Annotated in this window: 13 protein-coding genes; 7 read left to right on the top strand and 6 right to left on the bottom strand. The window is 62.5% G+C overall.

Features of this window, described 5'->3' with window-relative positions:
• Positions 1 to 45: 45 nt before the first annotated feature.
• The 4 genes from NKH90_RS01165 to NKH90_RS01150 form a co-directional block, all read right to left on the bottom strand.
• On the bottom strand, positions 46 to 354 hold the full coding sequence (locus tag NKH90_RS01165) for a hypothetical protein (protein ID WP_352816693.1): 309 nt from the start codon (positions 352 to 354) through the stop codon (positions 46 to 48).
• The gene (locus NKH90_RS01160; RefSeq protein WP_352816690.1) at positions 351 to 614 is read right to left on the bottom strand and encodes a hypothetical protein; all 264 of its coding nucleotides are present in this window, start codon (positions 612 to 614) and stop codon (positions 351 to 353) included. The genes NKH90_RS01165 and NKH90_RS01160 overlap by 4 nt, the downstream gene beginning before the upstream one ends.
• Positions 615 to 666: 52 nt before the next feature.
• Positions 667 to 1,044 carry a hypothetical protein gene (locus NKH90_RS01155; protein WP_352816687.1) on the bottom strand — a complete coding sequence of 126 codons (378 nt, stop codon included), beginning with the start codon at positions 1,042 to 1,044 and terminating at the stop codon, positions 667 to 669.
• Positions 1,045 to 1,129: 85 nt separating this feature from the next.
• Positions 1,130 to 1,909, bottom strand: a complete 780-nt coding sequence (locus tag NKH90_RS01150) for an SDR family oxidoreductase (RefSeq protein ID WP_352816684.1) — start codon at positions 1,907 to 1,909, stop codon at positions 1,130 to 1,132.
• A gap of 120 nt (positions 1,910 to 2,029) precedes the next feature.
• On the opposite strand from NKH90_RS01150, the gene NKH90_RS01145 reads away from it, so the two are divergent.
• Both NKH90_RS01145 and NKH90_RS01140 read left to right on the top strand, forming a co-directional pair.
• On the top strand, positions 2,030 to 2,851 hold the full coding sequence (locus tag NKH90_RS01145; RefSeq protein ID WP_352816681.1) for a UDP-2,3-diacylglucosamine diphosphatase: 822 nt from the start codon (positions 2,030 to 2,032) through the stop codon (positions 2,849 to 2,851).
• Positions 2,852 to 2,978: 127 nt separating this feature from the next.
• Entirely contained in the window at positions 2,979 to 4,196 is a 1,218-nt protein-coding gene (locus tag NKH90_RS01140; protein WP_352471733.1) for an MFS transporter, read from the top strand.
• Here the strand turns inward: NKH90_RS01140 and dgcA are convergent.
• Complete coding sequence (gene dgcA, locus NKH90_RS01135; RefSeq protein ID WP_352502484.1) at positions 4,167 to 5,150, bottom strand: N-acetyl-D-Glu racemase DgcA; 984 nt, start codon at positions 5,148 to 5,150, stop codon at positions 4,167 to 4,169. The two genes, NKH90_RS01140 and dgcA, sit on opposite strands and share 30 nt — an antisense overlap.
• Positions 5,151 to 5,228: 78 nt before the next feature.
• Between dgcA and NKH90_RS01130 the strand changes: the two genes are divergently transcribed.
• Genes NKH90_RS01130 through NKH90_RS01115 form a run of 4 tightly spaced genes read left to right on the top strand, consistent with a single transcriptional unit; the run spans position 5,229 to position 9,314 of the window.
• Entirely contained in the window at positions 5,229 to 6,413 is a 1,185-nt protein-coding gene (locus tag NKH90_RS01130; protein WP_352816678.1) for an ABC transporter permease, read from the top strand.
• Between the two features lies 1 nt (position 6,414).
• Positions 6,415 to 7,233: an ABC transporter ATP-binding protein gene (locus NKH90_RS01125; RefSeq protein WP_352613792.1), complete on the top strand. Its 819-nt coding sequence runs from the start codon at positions 6,415 to 6,417 to the stop codon at positions 7,231 to 7,233.
• Between the two features lie 13 nt (positions 7,234 to 7,246).
• Positions 7,247 to 8,620: an MlaD family protein gene (locus NKH90_RS01120; RefSeq protein ID WP_352471728.1), complete on the top strand. Its 1,374-nt coding sequence runs from the start codon at positions 7,247 to 7,249 to the stop codon at positions 8,618 to 8,620.
• Between the two features lie 37 nt (positions 8,621 to 8,657).
• Positions 8,658 to 9,314, top strand: coding sequence for an ABC-type transport auxiliary lipoprotein family protein (locus tag NKH90_RS01115; RefSeq protein ID WP_352471800.1), 657 nt, complete (start codon positions 8,658 to 8,660; stop codon positions 9,312 to 9,314).
• A 104-nt stretch (positions 9,315 to 9,418) separates the two neighbouring features.
• On the opposite strand, the gene NKH90_RS01110 is transcribed toward NKH90_RS01115, so the two are convergent.
• Positions 9,419 to 15,805 carry an apolipoprotein A-IV repeat region-like domain-containing protein gene (locus NKH90_RS01110; protein WP_352816674.1) on the bottom strand — a complete coding sequence of 2,129 codons (6,387 nt, stop codon included), beginning with the start codon at positions 15,803 to 15,805 and terminating at the stop codon, positions 9,419 to 9,421.
• Positions 15,806 to 16,090: 285 nt separating this feature from the next.
• On the opposite strand from NKH90_RS01110, the gene NKH90_RS01105 reads away from it, so the two are divergent.
• On the top strand, positions 16,091 to 16,459 hold the full coding sequence (locus NKH90_RS01105) for an Hpt domain-containing protein (protein WP_292660938.1): 369 nt from the start codon (positions 16,091 to 16,093) through the stop codon (positions 16,457 to 16,459).
• The last annotated feature ends 83 nt before the right edge of the window (positions 16,460 to 16,542 follow it).

Raw genomic sequence — 16,542 nt, 5'->3', positions numbered from 1 at the left:
TGTCGGCGCCGGTTCGAATGATCATTGTGTGTGGAGGGCGGTCGCTTAGTTCTCGACGATAAAGGTGCCGTCCGTGTCTTGGTAGACGAACAACTCGACGGCGTCGTGCTTTTGACGGTCGGTCGAGATCGCGACGAAGTCATCCCCTTCCAAGTGAAAGGTAATCTCTTGATCGGTAGATGTGACGCGTTCGATGTGCGAACCGCTTGCTGCGTCACTCATGCGCAGCGACACCTCTGAATAGACGGTAAGGCCGGTGCCGTCGGAGAAAAGAACAGTAATCCAGTACCCTTCTTCACTTCTTCCAACGGACCGTATCGACTTGCCGATCATTCTTTCTGCGAAGGTTTTCACAGTACTCCTCCCGATCCGTCGTTAGGAGAAACAGGATCAGTCGGTGGCAGGCGAACCTTGGCTTTGGCAATCATCCATTCGACTACTTCAACGGAAACCTCGGGCTGACCTAAGGCAATCGTCATCTTTCCATCAATGTCCGAGAAAAAAATCTCGCCCACTATGTGATTGTCCTGGTCGACGAGCTCCAGGTACATGCCATCCCGTTGAACATCACTGCCAATCGTTGCTTCATAATTCCGCCCGGCCAGTTCAACCATGCCGTCAGTATCTGCGAAAGACGCAAGGCCCGCAATGGATGGAAAGCGGACGCTACAGTCCCGTCGAAAGGCGGCTCTGCAGCGCTTGCACCTCTTCTCGCGAAAGGGGCGCGCTCTCGTCTGACAGGAAGAACAGAACCTCCAAGACGCCCTCGTCCGCAAAGTTGAAGTCGTCGCTCATGATCAGCGCATCGGCAACATAGGCGGCGGCTTGGACCGGGAGCGTGCCGTCCGCCAGCCCGTTAACCAGCACGTCCACATGCCGACGGTCAATGATCGTATTTGGCCCCTCAGTGATGATGACATGCCCCACCGAGCGAGGCTTGGATGCGGCGGTCACGCATTCGGTCACTTCGGCTTCAATCTCCTGCCAAAGCTCGTCCGGTAGTTTGTCGCCGTTGAGGAAGGATACGAGGGACGAGTGTTGCATTGGCGGAGCTTATGCTGATGGCTACAACGTCCGCAATGGGTCGTTTCCCGCCGTTCCCAGCGGATACCAAAGCGTCAGATACCCACTAAAACGCACTGACATAGAGGCCGCCGTCGACCGGTATGTTCTGACCGGTCAGGTAACCGGCATGGACCGAGCAGAGGAAGGCGCAGATCTGGCCGAATTCCTCCGGTGTACCGAGCCGTTTGGCCGGAACGTTGGCTGCTGCTTGCGCTTTGCGCGCGGCGGCCGCTGCCGGATCTTCGGGCGTGCCGGCCTCCTTCGGATCACGCAGCCGGTCGGTGTCGAGCTTGCCTGGCAGCATGTTGTTGATCGTCACGTTGCGGTCGGCCACCGTGCGCGCGACGCCGGCGAGGAACGAGGTAAGGCCGGCGCGGGCGCCGGACGACAGGTCGAGGCCGGGGATAGGCACATAGACCGACAGCGAGGTGATGTTGACGATGCGGCCGAAGCCGCGCGCCGCCATGCCGTCGATCACGGCCTGAACCAGCTCGACAGGGGTCACCATGTTGTGGGTGACGCCCTCGAGGATCTTTTCGCGGTCGAGCGCGCGGAAATCGCGAAACGGCGGACCGCCATTGTTGTTGACGAGGATGTCGGGATCGGGGCAGGCGGCAAGCAGCGCCTTCTGGACATCGGGCTTGGATACGTCGCCGACGATTTCGGTCACCTTGACGCCGAATTTCTCGCGCAGTTCAGCGGCGGTTTTGGCCAGCACGTCGGCGTTGCGGCCATTGATCACCAGATCGCAACCTGCCTCTGCCAGTGCCATGGCGCAGCCGCGTCCCAAGCCTTTGCTCGAAGCGCAGACGATGGCCTTCTTGCCGCGAATGCCGAGATCCATGGTGATTTTCTCCTCTGATTGCCGCGGCAACCTATCCGGATGGCTGGACCAATCGCAACCGTCATACGGTTGTTGCATGAATCGGGGCATAGGCTCAGGCGAAAGCAACGGTGACAAATGATGTCCGGCGCAGAGCCTCGCACTTTCCGCAGCATGTTCATCTCCGACGTCCATCTCGGATCGAAGGCGGCGAAGGCCGAATTCCTGATCGATTTCCTGCGCCATCACGATGCCGATATCATCTATCTCGTCGGCGACATCGTCGACGGCTGGCGCCTGAGACGAAGCTGGCATTGGCCGCAGAGCCATAACGACGTGATCCAGAAATTGCTGCGCAAGGCGCGCAAGGGCGCCAGCATCACCTACATCGCCGGCAACCATGACGAGTTCGCGCGACAGTTCCAGGGCGTTCATTTCGGCGGCATTGTCGTCGCCGACCGCGCCATCCACGAGACCGCCGACGGCAAACGCCTTCTTGTCATCCATGGCGACCAGTTCGACACCGTCGTCCATAATGCGCGCTGGCTGGCCTATCTCGGCGACTATGCCTACGACGCGGCGATGCTGCTCAACCGCATCATCACACGTCTGCGCCAGGTGCTCGGCCTGCCTTACTGGTCGTTCTCGTCCTGGGCCAAGGTCAAGGTCAAGAAGGCGGTGAATTTCATCGGCTCGTTCCAGACCGTGCTGACCGAGGAGGCGCGCCGCTCGCATGTCGACGGCGTGATCTGCGGGCACATCCACCATGCCGCGATCGAAAGCTATGAGGACGTGCAATACATCAACACGGGCGACTGGGTGGAGAGCTGCACGACGGTGGTCGAGCATTTTGACGGCAGGATGGAGATCCTGCACTGGGCGCATGTCCTGCCGGAGACTCCGGTCGGCAGCGAGGTGCTCGTGCCGATCGACATCAAGGGCAGGGCAGTCCAGGCGGCTTGACCAAATCCGGCCGCATCTCGCTTCAATCGGTTAGTCCAGCGGTTTCGTCGACTTTTTCGCCGTGTTAAGCAGCGGCAGGTGTGGCGGGCCGACCCGGCTGAATGCCGTGCCGACGGATCGCCTGTCAATGTCCTCGCTGCCGCCGCTTTCGCCCGAACAGCTCGTCAAGCCACGCCATTTCGAACTGCGCATGAGCTTGATCTTCTTTACGCTCTTCGTTCCGCTCGGGACGCATGTGCCGTATTTCCCGCTGTGGCTGCAGGCGAAGGGGTTCCATGCCGAACAGATAGCCGTGATCCTCGCCGCGCCGATGTTCCTGCGCGTGGCGACGACGCCTTTTCTTACTGCGCTGGCAGACAAAGCGAGCGACCGCGCCAATGTCTATGTTGCGCTGGTCGCCGCATCGCTGATCCTGTCCGCCGGCTACCTCCTGCCGCCGACCTACGCAACGGTACTTGCCGTGTCGCTGGCCCTGACGGTCGTCTGGACGCCGCATTCGCCGATTGCCGATTCGCTCGCCCTTTCAGGTGTTCGCCGCTTCGGCTCGAATTACGCAAGCATGCGCAAATGGGGCTCGATCTCCTATCTCTGTGCCAATCTCGCCGGCGGTTTCATCCTGTCGGCGAGCGGTGCCCAGGCTGTCCCGGTGATCATCTTCGCGGCGCTGTGTGCCGCGCTAGCCGCCGGACTGATTGCGCCGCGCCTTGGCCGTCCACGCCGCGCCTCGCCGCTTTCGGCCGCCGATATCCAGCAATCGGCACCGAAACTCCTCAACCGGTACTTCCTCTATTTTTCGACAGGCGTCGGCGTCATCACCGCCAGCCACGCATTTCTCTACGGTTTCGTGTCGATCTACTGGAAGTCGATCGGCATCAGCGATTCGGTTGTCGGGCTTCTGTGGGGGTGGGGCGTCGTCGCCGAGATATGCATGTTCGTCGTTTTCACCCGCGCTTTCGCCTCCTTCTCGGTCGTCTCGATCATGCTGATTGCCGGGATCGGCGCGATCGTGCGCTGGTTCGCCTTTCCGCTGATCTGGCGGCTTGGGCTTGGCGTTGGCGGGTTTTTCGCGATCCAGACGCTGCACGCGGTTTCGGTGGCGCTGGTGCTGATCGGCCTGCAAAAGATGATCGGTGAGACGGTCGCGGAAGAACGCACCGGGGCGGCGCAAGGCATCGCCTACTTCTCCAATGGCTTCTTCATGGCGGCGGCGACGCTGATTTCCGGTCCTCTTTACGACCGCTTCGGCGCGAATGGCTTCTTTGCGATGATCCCGATCGCCCTGACGGGCCTGGCTCTGATCGGGCTTGCCGCGCGTTCAGCCCCACAGCGCCCGCTCGGGCGGTGACACCAGCGAACCTTGGTAGACGAGACCGGGAACGCGGTCGCGGGCCAGCAGCAGCGGACCGTCGAGATCGACGAAATCGGCATCCTGCGCCAACAGCACGGCCGGCGCCATCGCAAGCGATGTGCCGACCATACAGCCGACCATGACACCAAGAGCCAGTTCGCGGGCGCGGTCGCGAAGCACGAGTGCAGCGGTCAGGCCACCCGATTTGTCGAGCTTGATGTTGACGGCGTCGTAAAGGCCGACAAGTGCTTCAAGGTCCTTCGCCTCGTGCACGCTTTCGTCGGCACAGATCGGTACCGGATGCGCGATGTGGCGAAGAATACTGTCATGTCCCGCCGGCAGCGGCTGTTCGATCAAGGCGATACCGTGCTCGGCGGCAAAGGCGAGGTTTGCGACGATGTTGTCGTTATTCCAGCCCTCGTTGGCGTCGAGAATGATTCGGCTGTCGGGTGCTGCCGCCGTCACTGCACGGATGCGCGCGATGTCGTTGTCGCCGCCGATCTTGACCTTGAGTAGCGGGCGCTGGGCGTTGGCGCGGGCCTGCGCCGCCATCGCCTCCGGCTCGGCGAGCGACAATGTATACGCAGTCTCGAGCGGTCGTAACGGAACGGTTCGTATCGTATGCGCCACCGGTGTTCCGCTGATCTTCGCTTCCAGGTCCCAGAGCGCGCAATCGATGGCGTTGCGTGCCGCGCCGGCAGGCATGGCATCGAGCAGGGCGATGCGGCTGATGCCGTGCGCGATCTCGCTGCGCATAGCCTCGATCGCGTCGCGCACACCCTCCATGGTCTCGCCATAGCGCTTGTAAGGGACGCATTCGCCGCGTCCTGTACGGCCGTTTTCGGTGATGGCGCAGGAAATCACCTCCGCTTCGGTCTTCGAGCCGCGCGAAATGGTAAAGGTCCCGGCTATCGGAAAGCGCTCGGCCTCGACCGAAATGACACGCGCCATATTTTTCTGCTCCGGCTGTGCAACAAGGAGGATGTCGGCAAATCGACAGGTCGGCCCCGTCAGGCTAAACAGGACGCCATGTTGACCATCCGCAAACGCGACGCAAGCGGCCCTGCCAAGGAGCCCGACCACCAGCCGCGCATCGCGATCGGCGAGGAGGGCGACGTTCTCGGCTGCGCTTTCTCGGGAACCTGGACGACACGTACCGTGGCGCTGGTCGATGCCGAGATGCGCAAGATCGAGAAGCGCGGCGGCTTCAAGACGCTGGCGCTCGACCTTTCACAAATCGAGAAGATGGACACTGCCGGGGCGTGGCTGATCGACCGCCTGGTCAGCAGCTTCGAAAAAAAGGGCGTCGAGATCACGATGCAGGGGCAGAGCGAGATCGCCTCGATCCTGCTTGGCGCCGTCGGGGACGCCGTTCGTCGCGAGCCCGAATCAGGTCCAGCAAAGCCGCCCAACTTCATGATTCGCGGGCTCGAGGCGGTTGGCCGGCGCGTTTATGAGATGCGCGACGATTTCCTGGCCGCAATGAATATCCTCGGCGCCACGATACGCGGCTCTCAGATGAAGCTTGGCCGCGGCCATGCCGTCAACATGGCGGCGATCTTCAACCAGATCGATCGCATGGGTGTCGGCGCCATACCGGTAGTCGTGCTGATGTCGGCCATCGTCGGTGCGATCGTCGCCCAGCAAGGCGCTTATCAGCTCAGCTATTTCGGCGCCGACATCTTCGTCGTCGACCTGGTCGGGGTGCTGATCCTGCGCGAGCTCGGCGTGCTGATGACGGCGATCATGATCGCCGGCCGCTCCGGCAGTGCGATCACCGCCGAGATCGGCTCGATGAAGATGCGCGAGGAGGTCGATGCGCTGAAGGTGATCGGTCTTAATCCAATCGGCGTGCTGGTGTTTCCGCGGCTGGTCGCGCTGGTCGTCGCGCTGCCTTGCCTGACGATCATCGCCAACTTTGCCGCGCTGGGCGGCGGCATTTTGGCTGCATGGCTCTACTCCGATATTGCACCGGCAGCGTTCATCGACCGGCTGCGTGTCGCAATCGACCTCAGCACCATCTTTGCCGGCCTGATCAAGGCGCCGTTCATGGCCATGATCATCGGCATAATTGCCTCGGTCGAGGGCATGAAGGTTGGCGGCAGCGCCGAATCGCTTGGCCAGCATGTGACCGCCTCCGTGGTGAAGTCGATCTTCGTGGTCATTATCCTCGACGGGCTTTTCGCCATGTTCTATGCAGCGATCGAGTTCTGAGATGGCGCTGCCGGGCACAAACACGACCAAGGTGGCGGCGAAAGCCAAAGAAGACGAGATCGTGCTGTCGGCGCACGACGTCACGGTGTCGTTCGCCGATCAGGTCGTTCTCGACAAACTGTCGCTCGATATCTGGCGCGGGGAGATTCTCGGCTTCGTCGGTGCCTCGGGTGCCGGCAAATCTGTTCTCTTGCGCACCATCCTTGGCTTGACGCGCAAGCAATCGGGAACAATCAAACTGTTCGGCGTTGACGTCGAGAAGGCAACCGAAAGGGAGCGCCTTCGCATCGACATGCGGCTTGGCGTGCTGTTCCAGCATGGCGCCCTTTTTTCGGCGCTGACGGTCCTCGAAAACGTTCAGGTGCCTATGCGCGAATATCTCGATTTGCCGAAGAAGCTGATGGACGAACTTGCCATGCTCAAGGTCGAGCTGGTCGGACTGCCTCCGGATGCGGCGCAGAAATTCCCCTCCGAGCTCTCCGGCGGCATGATCAAGCGTGCTGCGCTGGCGCGCGCCCTGGCACTCGACCCGGACATCGTTTTTCTCGACGAACCGACGTCCGGGCTCGATCCGATCAGCGCGGCTGAGTTCGACGAATTGGTCGTCAAGCTGCGCGATACGATGGATTTGACCGTGTATATGGTCACGCACGATCTCGACACGCTGTTTACGGCGTGCGACCGCGTGGCGGTGCTTGGCAAAAAGAAAGTGCTGGTCGAGGGCACGATCGACGACATGCTCAGGAGCGAGGAACCCTGGGTAAAATCCTATTTCCGCGGAAAACGCGCCCGGCAACTTGATCTTGCGGCGCGCGCATAGCCATAAGTGAGCAATGGAAACCAGGGCCAACTACGTCATTGTCGGCATTTTCACGCTGGCCGCGATCCTCGCGGCTTTCGCTTTCGTCTATTGGACGGCGGCAATCGGCGAAAAGGGTGAGACGACGGTGCTGCGCGTGCGCATTCCAGGCTCCGCTTCGGGGCTCGGCCGTGGCAGTTTCGTGCTGTTCAATGGCGTCAAAGTCGGCGACGTGCGCCGTGTCTATATCGACGTCGACAATCCGACCGCTGCTATCGCCGACACCGAAATAGACCGGAATACACCTATCACCAAGTCGACGCAGGCCGATATCGGGCTTGCCGGCCTCACCGGCCAGGCCAACATCGAGCTCAAGGGCGCCGACCCCAAGGAGCCAAAACTTCTCGACGAGGCGGAAAAGGAAGGCCGTGTCGCCGAGATCGTCGCCAATCCGTCGGCGGTCACCAACCTGCTGCAGACGGCGCAGAACATCTTCACCCGCGCCGACAAGGTTCTTTCGGAGCTCGAAGGCTTCACCAAGGATGTTCGCGGGCCGCTGACGCAGACCGTCAACAATGTCCAGACCTTCTCCGATGCACTGGCCAGGAATGCGGACGGCGTCGACAAGTTCCTGGCTAGCGTCAGCTCGCTGGCGGACGAACTGAAGGGTGTTTCGGGCAAGCTCGACGGCACCCTGAAGGCGGCGGAAGGGCTACTCAACGCCGTCGACAAGGACCAGATCAAGAGCATCGTCGCCAATGTCGACACAGTCACTTCCAACCTGAAGGAAACCAGCAAGCAGTTCGACACGGTCATCAAGAACGTGGACACCGCGGTCGGCTCGATCAACGACTTCGCCCAGAAGACGCAAGGCACGCTGGCCAAGGTCGACGGCGTTCTCGACGGCATCGATCCGGCTGAGGTTCGCACCGCGCTGGCCAATATCCAGAAGGCCAGCGAAAACGCCAACGAGGCTGCTGCCGACATCGCCAAGGTGACCAACAGGTTCGCAAACCGAGCCGACGACATCGATGAAACCATCAAAGACGCGCACCAGCTTGCAGGACGCCTCAACGATGCCTCGGTGCGAGTCGACGGTATCCTTGCCAAGGTCGACAAACTGCTCGGCTCCGGCCAGGCCGACGGCGTCATGGCCGATGCCAGGGCGACGCTCAAATCGTTCAAGCAGGTCGCCGACACGCTGAACGCCCGTCTCGGTACCATTACCGACAATCTGGCGCGGTTCTCGGGACAGGGGCTGCAAAACGTCGAAGCGCTGGTCCAGGACAGCCGCCGTTCGATCAACCGCATCGAAGAGGCGGTAACCGATCTCAGCCGCAACCCACAACGGATTTTGTCCGGCGGCGAGGGCGAGGTCCGGCAGTTCGACGGCAGGGTGCGCCGTTGACTTCGATCCCCGACCACCGCAAGAACAAAGCTTGCAGATGCGCGTTGTTTCCACGATCCGGGGGGGATCGCGTTTGAAGTCGATCAGTTCAGGCAGCATCACATCGGGTGGGTCTAAGGTTGGGGCGGTGTTGCTGGCGCTTTCGCTAGCAAGCTGCGCGGCTTTGCCAGGCGGCCGACCGGCGCCGCTGGATACGTTCGAGCTTTCGGCGCCGTCGCTGGAAGCGCGTGCCCACAGCCGCCGCCAGATCCTCATCGCCCAGCCATCGGCGCTCAAGGCGCTGGACAGCCAGAACATCGTCATCAAGCCATCGCCGCGATCGATCCAGTATCTCAAGGGCGCGCAATGGGCCGACCGGCTGCCGATGATCGTACAGGCGCGGCTGGCAGAGACGTTCCAGCGCTCGGGCAGCTTCACCGGCGTCGGCAAGCCAGGCGAGGGGCTGGCGATCGACTATCAGGTGATCGTTGAGATCCGCTCGTTTGAGGTGCGTGTCGATGGCGGCGAACATGCCGAGGTCGAGCTGTTCGTGCGCCTATTGAATGACCGCAACGGTGAAGTGCGCGCTTCGAAGACGTTTAGCGCCATCGCGCCCGTTTCGGGCAATGGCAACCAGGCCTATGTCGGCGCGCTCGATGCCGCGTTCGGCGATGCGGCCGGGCAAATCGTCCGCTGGACGGACACCGTGATCTGACACAGTCGGAACTGCCGGCACGGCACTCTACAGCGCCAATGGAATTCAGTACGGCATGAAAAAGGCGGGAAATCCCGCCTTTTCGTTTGTTCTCTGTCGCCCGCTTAGTGCAGGCGGCCGCTGGCGTGGGCCAGCATGGTGTAGACCTTGCCGGTGTCCGACGTCAGGTAGGTCTGCGCCATGATGTTGTCGCGGTCGTTGCGCGACACGTCCTTGAGCAGCTTTTCGAAATCGTCGCAGTAACGATCGACAGCAGCGCGGAACTCCGCCTCCGACTGATATTTGCGGCGGATCTCGTCGAACGTCTGCTGGCCCTTCAGCGTGTAAAGTCGGCGCGTGAAGACGTCGCGCTCGCCGCGGCGGTAGCGGTTCCACAGCTCGATCGAGGCATCGTGATCGATGGCGCGTGCAATATCGACCGAGAGCGAGTTCAGCGATTCCACGACATGAAGCGGCGAACGCGCAGCGGGAGCCGGGCGCGGCGCTTCGGCAGGCGCTGCCGGCTTGGCGTCGTCTTCGCGCGATGCACCGGTCAGGAGATCACGCACCCAACCGCCCTGCGGCGTACGGCCGTTGGGATCGCGCTGGCGCGGCGCTTGGTCTGCGGGACGTTCGAGGTCGAGTGTGCCGCGCAGCGCCGTCTCGCCCGAAGGCGCCTGCGGTGCACGGCGCTGTTCGGGAGCCGGAGCCGGGCGACGTGGCGGTTCGGCGGGGCGTGCGGCAGGCGCTTGCGGCGCCGGACGCAGGTTGCGCTGTTCCGAACTGTCGGCGCTGCGGCCAGATTTCGCAACGATTTCAGAAAGTTCCTTCAGCGCGTTGATCTGCTCGGAAACGGCACGGCGGATAGCCGTGGTTGATTCCTTTGCCTCTTCCGGCATCTCGATGACGCCTTTCTTAAGCTCGGCCCGGGTGAGGTCGAGCTCGCTCTTGATCGAGCCGGCGGTACGCCGCATCTCCTCGGTCGCATCGGCAAAGCGCTTGGTTGCCGAATCGACCACTTCGGAAATCGCGGTACGGATCTTGTCGGCGGATTCCAGCGTCTTGCCTTCGGCGTTCTGCAGCGTCTGGCCGACCAGATTCTCGAACGAGCGCATGACCCTTTCGAGATCTTCCGACTTCTTGACAAGGCCGACGGCAAGGTCCTCCAGCGACGATTGCCTTTCGAGCGTGTGCTCGAGATTGCTCTGGGCCGAGCTCAACAGGTCCGAGGCACTGGAAAGCAACCGGCTGTGCTCGTCGAACTTGGTGGCGATTGAAGCAACCTCGCGCAAGGTCGACGACGACAGCTCGGTGAGCCGCGTCGTGTTCGAATCGACCAGACGCGCCGAACTGGCGAAGGTCTGCGCGGTCTTTTCCGTGGTCGCCGCGAAGCTTTGCGTGCTCCCGGTCAGGCGTTCGTCGACCTGGCCGAGATTGGTCGCCGCCTGCTCGATCAATTGACCGAGCTGCGAGCTGGAGGTGGTCATGCGGCCGATGAGGTCGGCAACGCTGTCGGCAAGCGTCGAGCGCGCGCCTTCGACGGCCGACAGGGTTTCGGCCGTGCGGCTGGCGATGGCGTCGACGAGGGCGGCGTTTTGATTGCGCAGCTTCTCGGTCGCACGTTCGGTGACCTCTTCCATGCTCTTTTGCAGCTCGGAGCCGCCCTGGGCGAAGCGCTCGACCAGAGGCCGCGCCGTCTCGTCCAGGATTTTCGATATTTCTGCCGAACGGGCCGCAAGCATCGTACTGAGCTCGCGAGTATTGGCACCGATGGTCTTTGCAGCGTCATTGGTGCTCTGACCGATATGCTGGCCGACCGCGGTGAAGGTTTCGGCGATGGTGTTGGCACGCGAGACCAGTTGCGCTTCGGCACCCGAGACTTGTTCGTTGAGCTTTTGGCCCATTGTCTCGGCGGAGTAAGCGAGGCGGTTCTCGACGCTGGCGACCTGCTCCTCGACGCGGGCCGCAGTGGCGGCAGCACTCGATGCCAGGCGTTCGTCGGCACCGGCAAGCAGTTGCTCGATTTCACGGGCATGGACTGCGAGTTCCTGGCCAGTCTGCCTGGCGCGTTCGGCAACCCGCTGCTCGGTGCTGGTGAAGGCACCGACAATGGTGTCGGCATGTTCGCCGATTGCGGTGCTGCTGTCAGCGATACGGGACACCAGGCGATGATCGGCCTCCTCGAAGATGCGGCCGATCTCGGACGCACGGGCCGAAAGTGCTTCGGAGCCCTCGGCAATGCGCGAAATAAGTTGCTGGTCGGCGGCATCGAAAATGCGGCCGAGATCCGACGCGCGTGCCGCGAGCGCTTCGGCGGATTCGCCGATGCGCACGCCCAGCCGCTCGTCGGCTGTTTCGAAATTGCGCAGGATGTCGCCGGCACGCGCAGCCAGCGACTGGGCCGTTTCGATGGCGCGAGAGACCAGCCTGTGGTCCGCCGCGTCGAAGGTGCCGGCAATCTCACTTGCTCTGGCTGCCAGCTGATCGGCCGTTTCCTGGGCACGCGCGAGCAAGCTGTTCGACGTGTCGTCGACGCGGGCAATCAGTGCGCTCGACGTATCCTCGGCGCGGGCGGCGAGGCGACGATCCGCCTCTTCAAAGGTGCGGGCGATGTCCTCCGCCCTGGCGAGCAGGGCGGCCGAGGTCTGCTCGGCGCGCTCGGCGATCTTGCGGTCGGCATCGCTGAATGCCGCGCCCGCCTGCTCATGCAGCGCGCTGGTAACTTCCATGACCTTCTCGCGCAGCGCGCCGGCGACGAAGACCGCGCTTCTTTCGAGCACACTGCGCACGTTGTCGACACCCGTCGACAGCGCCCGCTCCATTGTGCTGGCGCGCTCTTCAATGATGCCTGTCTGCCGGCTGAACGCCTGCTCGATCTTTTCTACGTCCGCAGCGATCGCATCGGAGATGTCGGTGCTCCTGGCGGCGATCTGGTCGATATGGCCGGACAGCGAACGGTCGACATCCTTGCGCGTTTCGGCGAGCCTGGAGAGATCGTCCTGCAATGCGCGGGTCAGCATGTCGCGGCCCTCGCTCAGCTTGCCGACATGACCGGCGACAATCTCGTCGACCTCGCTGCGGCTCATTGCAAGCCTCTCCAGGTCGGCTTCCAACGCGCGCCTGAGGATGTCGCGGCCTTCCGCCAGTTTCTCGACCTGGCCGGCGACCAGCCCATCGATGCTCGAGCGGCTTTCGGCCAGCTTGGCGAGATCGTCCTCGAGCGCCTTCGACAGGGTCGAGCGGTCCTGGACGAGCTTCTCTGCGTGGGTTGCGACAAGGCTGTTGACGTTGCCGAGATCGGCTTCCAGCGCACGCGAAAACTGCGCGCGATTATCGGTCAATAGCTGCGACTGATCGGCGATGGCGCCCCTGATCGTGTTGAGATCGGCCTCCAAGGCGCGCTTGAGGATATCGCGGCCTTCGGCCAGTTTCTCGACCTGGCCGGAAACCAGTCCGTCGATGCTCGAGCGGCTTTCGGCCAGCTTGGCAAGATCGTCTTCCAAGGCGCGCTTGAGGATGTCGCGACCCTCAGCCAGCTTCTCGACCTGGCCGGCGACCAGCCCGTCGATGCTCGAACGGCTCTCTGCCAGCCTGGCAAGATCGTCCTCGAGCGCTTTCGACAGGGCCGAACGGTCTTCGGCAAGCTTGTTCATATGTTCGGAGACGACGCCCCGCACAGTCTCGAGATCGGTCTCCAGTGCCCGCGACAGCTGACCACGGTCTTCCGCCAGCTTTTCGGACTGGCTGGCGATGACGCCCTTGACGGTGCTCAGATCGGCTTCGAGCGCACGCTTGAGGATGTCGCGGCCCTCTGCCAGCTTTTCGACCTGGCCGGCAACCATCACATCGATGCTCGAGCGGCTTTCGGCCAACTTGGCGAGATCGTCTTCGAGCGCCTTCGAAAGGGTCGAACGGTCTTCGGCGAGCTTGTTCATGTGATCGGAGACAACGCCCCGCACGGCCTGCAGGTCGCTCTCCAGTGCCCGCGACAACTGGCCACGGTCTTCCGCCAGCTTTTCGGACTGGCCGGCGATGACGCCCTTGATAGCGTTCAGGTCCGATTCCAGCGCGCGCTTGAGGATGTCGCGGCCTTCGGCCAGCTTCTCGACCTGGCCGGCAACCAGCCCGTCGATGCTCGACCGACTTTCGGCCAGCTTGGCAAGATCGTCTTCAAGCGTCTTCGAAAGCAGGCTGCGATCATCGGCGAGCCTGCCCGAATGATCGGCGATCAGGCTCCTGATGTCGGACAGGTCGTTATCGAGTGACTGGGAAAGCCCGCTGCGGTCTCGCGCCAATTTCGCCGAATGGGCCTCGATGAGGCCATTGATGCCGGCAATGTCGGCTTCCAGCGCACTGGCGAGTATGGCGCGGCCCTCGGCGATCTTTTCGACCTGACCGGCGACGAGGCCGTCGATGCTGGCGCGACTCTCTGCCAGTTTGCCGAGGTCGGCCTCGAGCGCGCGCGAAAGGATGCTGCGGCCTTCGGCGAGCTTGCCGACATGCCCGGCAACCATTTCATCAATTATCGTGCGGGCTTGCACGAGTTTTCCAGAGTCTTCGTTCAAGGCCTGGGCAAGCCTGTTGCGACCCTCTTCAAGGCTTTCGAGATGGCTGCCCAGCGAAGCGTCGATCGCTGCGCGCGATTCATTGACCTTGCGCAGATCCTCTTCAAGGGCGCGCGAGATCAGGCCGCGGCCTTCGGCTAGCTTCTGCACCTGGTTAGCCACCGCTGCGTCGATTTCGGCGCGACCTTCGGCGAACTTCGCCAGATCGGCCTGCATTGCCGCCGCCATCCGGTCGCGGCTTTCGGAAAGCTTGCGGCTGTGGTTCTCGACGGCTTCCTCGATGCCGGCGCGAGCATCGGCAAGCCGCTCGATGTCCGTATCGAACGAACGCGATACGACATGGCGCGCCGCTTCCATGCGCCCGGCGAAATCGCCGGCGCGGGCTTCAAGCATGGTCGAGGTCGATGAAATGATGTCGGCCATGTCGGCGCCGATCTGGGTCTTGCCCTGATCGATCATCGCCGACAGCGTCTCCTTGCTATCCTGGAAGGTGTGGGCGATTTCGCGGGCGCGCTCGACCAGCGTCTCGTTGATCTGGCGTGCGCGAGCCTCCAGCGCGGCGTTGAGCTTCTGCGTGCCGGTGTCGAGCGCCTCGGCGCGGGTCTGGAACTCGCTGATCAGCGCCTGGCCACGTTCGGCAAGCGTCCGCTCGATGCCGTTGAGGCTGGCTTCGAATTCCGAATTGAGTGTGCGGGCGGCACCGCCGAGCAGCGACACCATGCCGCTCGTGCGGTCGTCGAGCAGGTCGGTCAGTGACCGCGTCAGGCCATCGGTGGTGTCCGTCAGCTTGGCGATCCGGGTGTCGAGCAGGCTGGCGAAGGCCTCGCCCGACGTCGACAGGCGATCGGTGATCGATTCGAGCCGGCCTTCCACCGAATCGAAGATCGACATCGAGCTTCCGTTGATCCTGTCGATCAGCGTGTCGCCGGATTCGTTGATCGTCATCGACAGCTTGGTCGAGGCGTTGAGAATGCTGTCGCGAATGATATCGCTGGCGGCGTTGATCTCGTCTTTCAGTGTCTCGTGGGCGCCGGTGATCGAGGCGCGCACGCGCTCGGCATGGGTGACGACCGCTTCGCGCTCGCTGCCCAGCCCGTCGACCAGCGAGCGGATGCGGGACTCGTTCTCTGAATAGGAGCGCTCGATCTGGTTCACCTCGCTGTGGACCAGCGTTTCGAGCTCGACGGCACGCGCAAGCGTGCGTTCGATGCCTTCGCCCATGGCTGCCACCTCGCGGCGAACCGCTTGGCCGATCATCATGACGCGATCCTGGGCAAGATTTTCCGGCTCGGCCAGACGGAAGGCCACCTCGGTCATCGACTGCGCGGCAAGGCGCATCTCCTGAGCGCGGCGAATCATCACTGCGAATGCCCAGAACAGGATGACGGGCACGATTGCCGCGACCGCCAGGCCGATCAGCTCCGGACGGGCGAAAAACTGATCGAAGGTGCGGATGTTCCAGATGCCAGGTCCGAACAACAGGTTCGCAAGGCCGCCAGCGCCGGCGATCCAGGCCAGCGAAACGAAAGCCACGACCCAGTAGATCGTGTTCGAGGCGCGCCGATTGAGGGTGTGCAGGAGCGTCTTATAGTCTTTTTGACGATCGTCGTTGGCCGGCGAGAAAGCTGCCGGCTGCGAGCCATTGCGCGTTGCGACAGGACGCAACTCAGCCGGCTTGGCCTTTGGCGCGGGATTTGCGATCTGGCTTTGATTGGCGGCAGGTGCCGCGTTCTGGGTCTGGTCCGGGGCAGGCGCTTCGTTCTGGCTGCGACCTTCGCGCGCCAGCTCGTCGGCGGCTTCCGATATTTGCGCTTCGAGATCTTCCATGGATGCAGCCATGTCGAAGTCGCCGCCGGCATCGCCGCTCAGATCGATATCAAGTGCCTTTTCAAGTTCCCTGGCTACGTCGCTGTCGAGCGTTCTTGTCGTCGTTGGTTTCTTCGCCATGCCTTCGCTACCCTGTACAAGCTGCCGCGGGACTTATGGTTCTGCTTATTGATTCTGCCTAGCGTGTCCCGCGCAGGAGGCTGAAAATGGACCTGTCGTATCGTAATGACACAGCCGGGTAAAGAAAACATGCATTCCGCCCGATACGTAAAACTTTAAATATAAGGTTAACACAGCCGTGATTCCGGCGCCGTTATCGCGACATTTTTCCGGGCCAATCATTAACCCGTTGTCCACCGGATACGCCTAGTTTTTGCGGCGGGCGAAGAACGGAGTCTCAAAGTGATACGTGGCGAAAACGGCATTGCCTTCTCGATGCCCGGCGGCGACGTGTCGGGGACAGCCGGGGCGCGGCCGATCGACCTGGCGCATCTTGCGCGCCAGACGATGGGCGATCGGAGCCTCGAGCAGGAGGTGCTGGCTCTGTTCGTGCAGCAGGCGCTGTCGGTGCGCGACAAGATCGTCGATGCGGATGTCAGGCAGCGGCTGCTATTGGCACACGGGCTCAAAGGCTCGGCGCGCGGGGTCGGCGCCTTCGCCATTGCCGATTGCGCCAGCGCGATCGAATGCCGGCCCGAAGACGCCAGCACGCTGAAGCGGCTTGGCTCGCTGATCGAAGAAGTGCGCGACTTCGTCGCCGCCATCAGCCGGTAGCGCTTATTCCCAAAACGCCACACAGCGGCGCTTTGGCGCCGCAGTTGACTTGTCCGGCAGAGTGATTATGTCGGCTCAGACTC

It is taken from the genome of Mesorhizobium sp. M0898 (assembly GCF_040319695.1).
Lineage (GTDB): Bacteria > Pseudomonadota > Alphaproteobacteria > Rhizobiales > Rhizobiaceae > Mesorhizobium.
The sequence above is the reverse complement of the archived record's forward strand: the minus strand, read 5'-3'. Positions and strand labels throughout refer to the sequence as shown.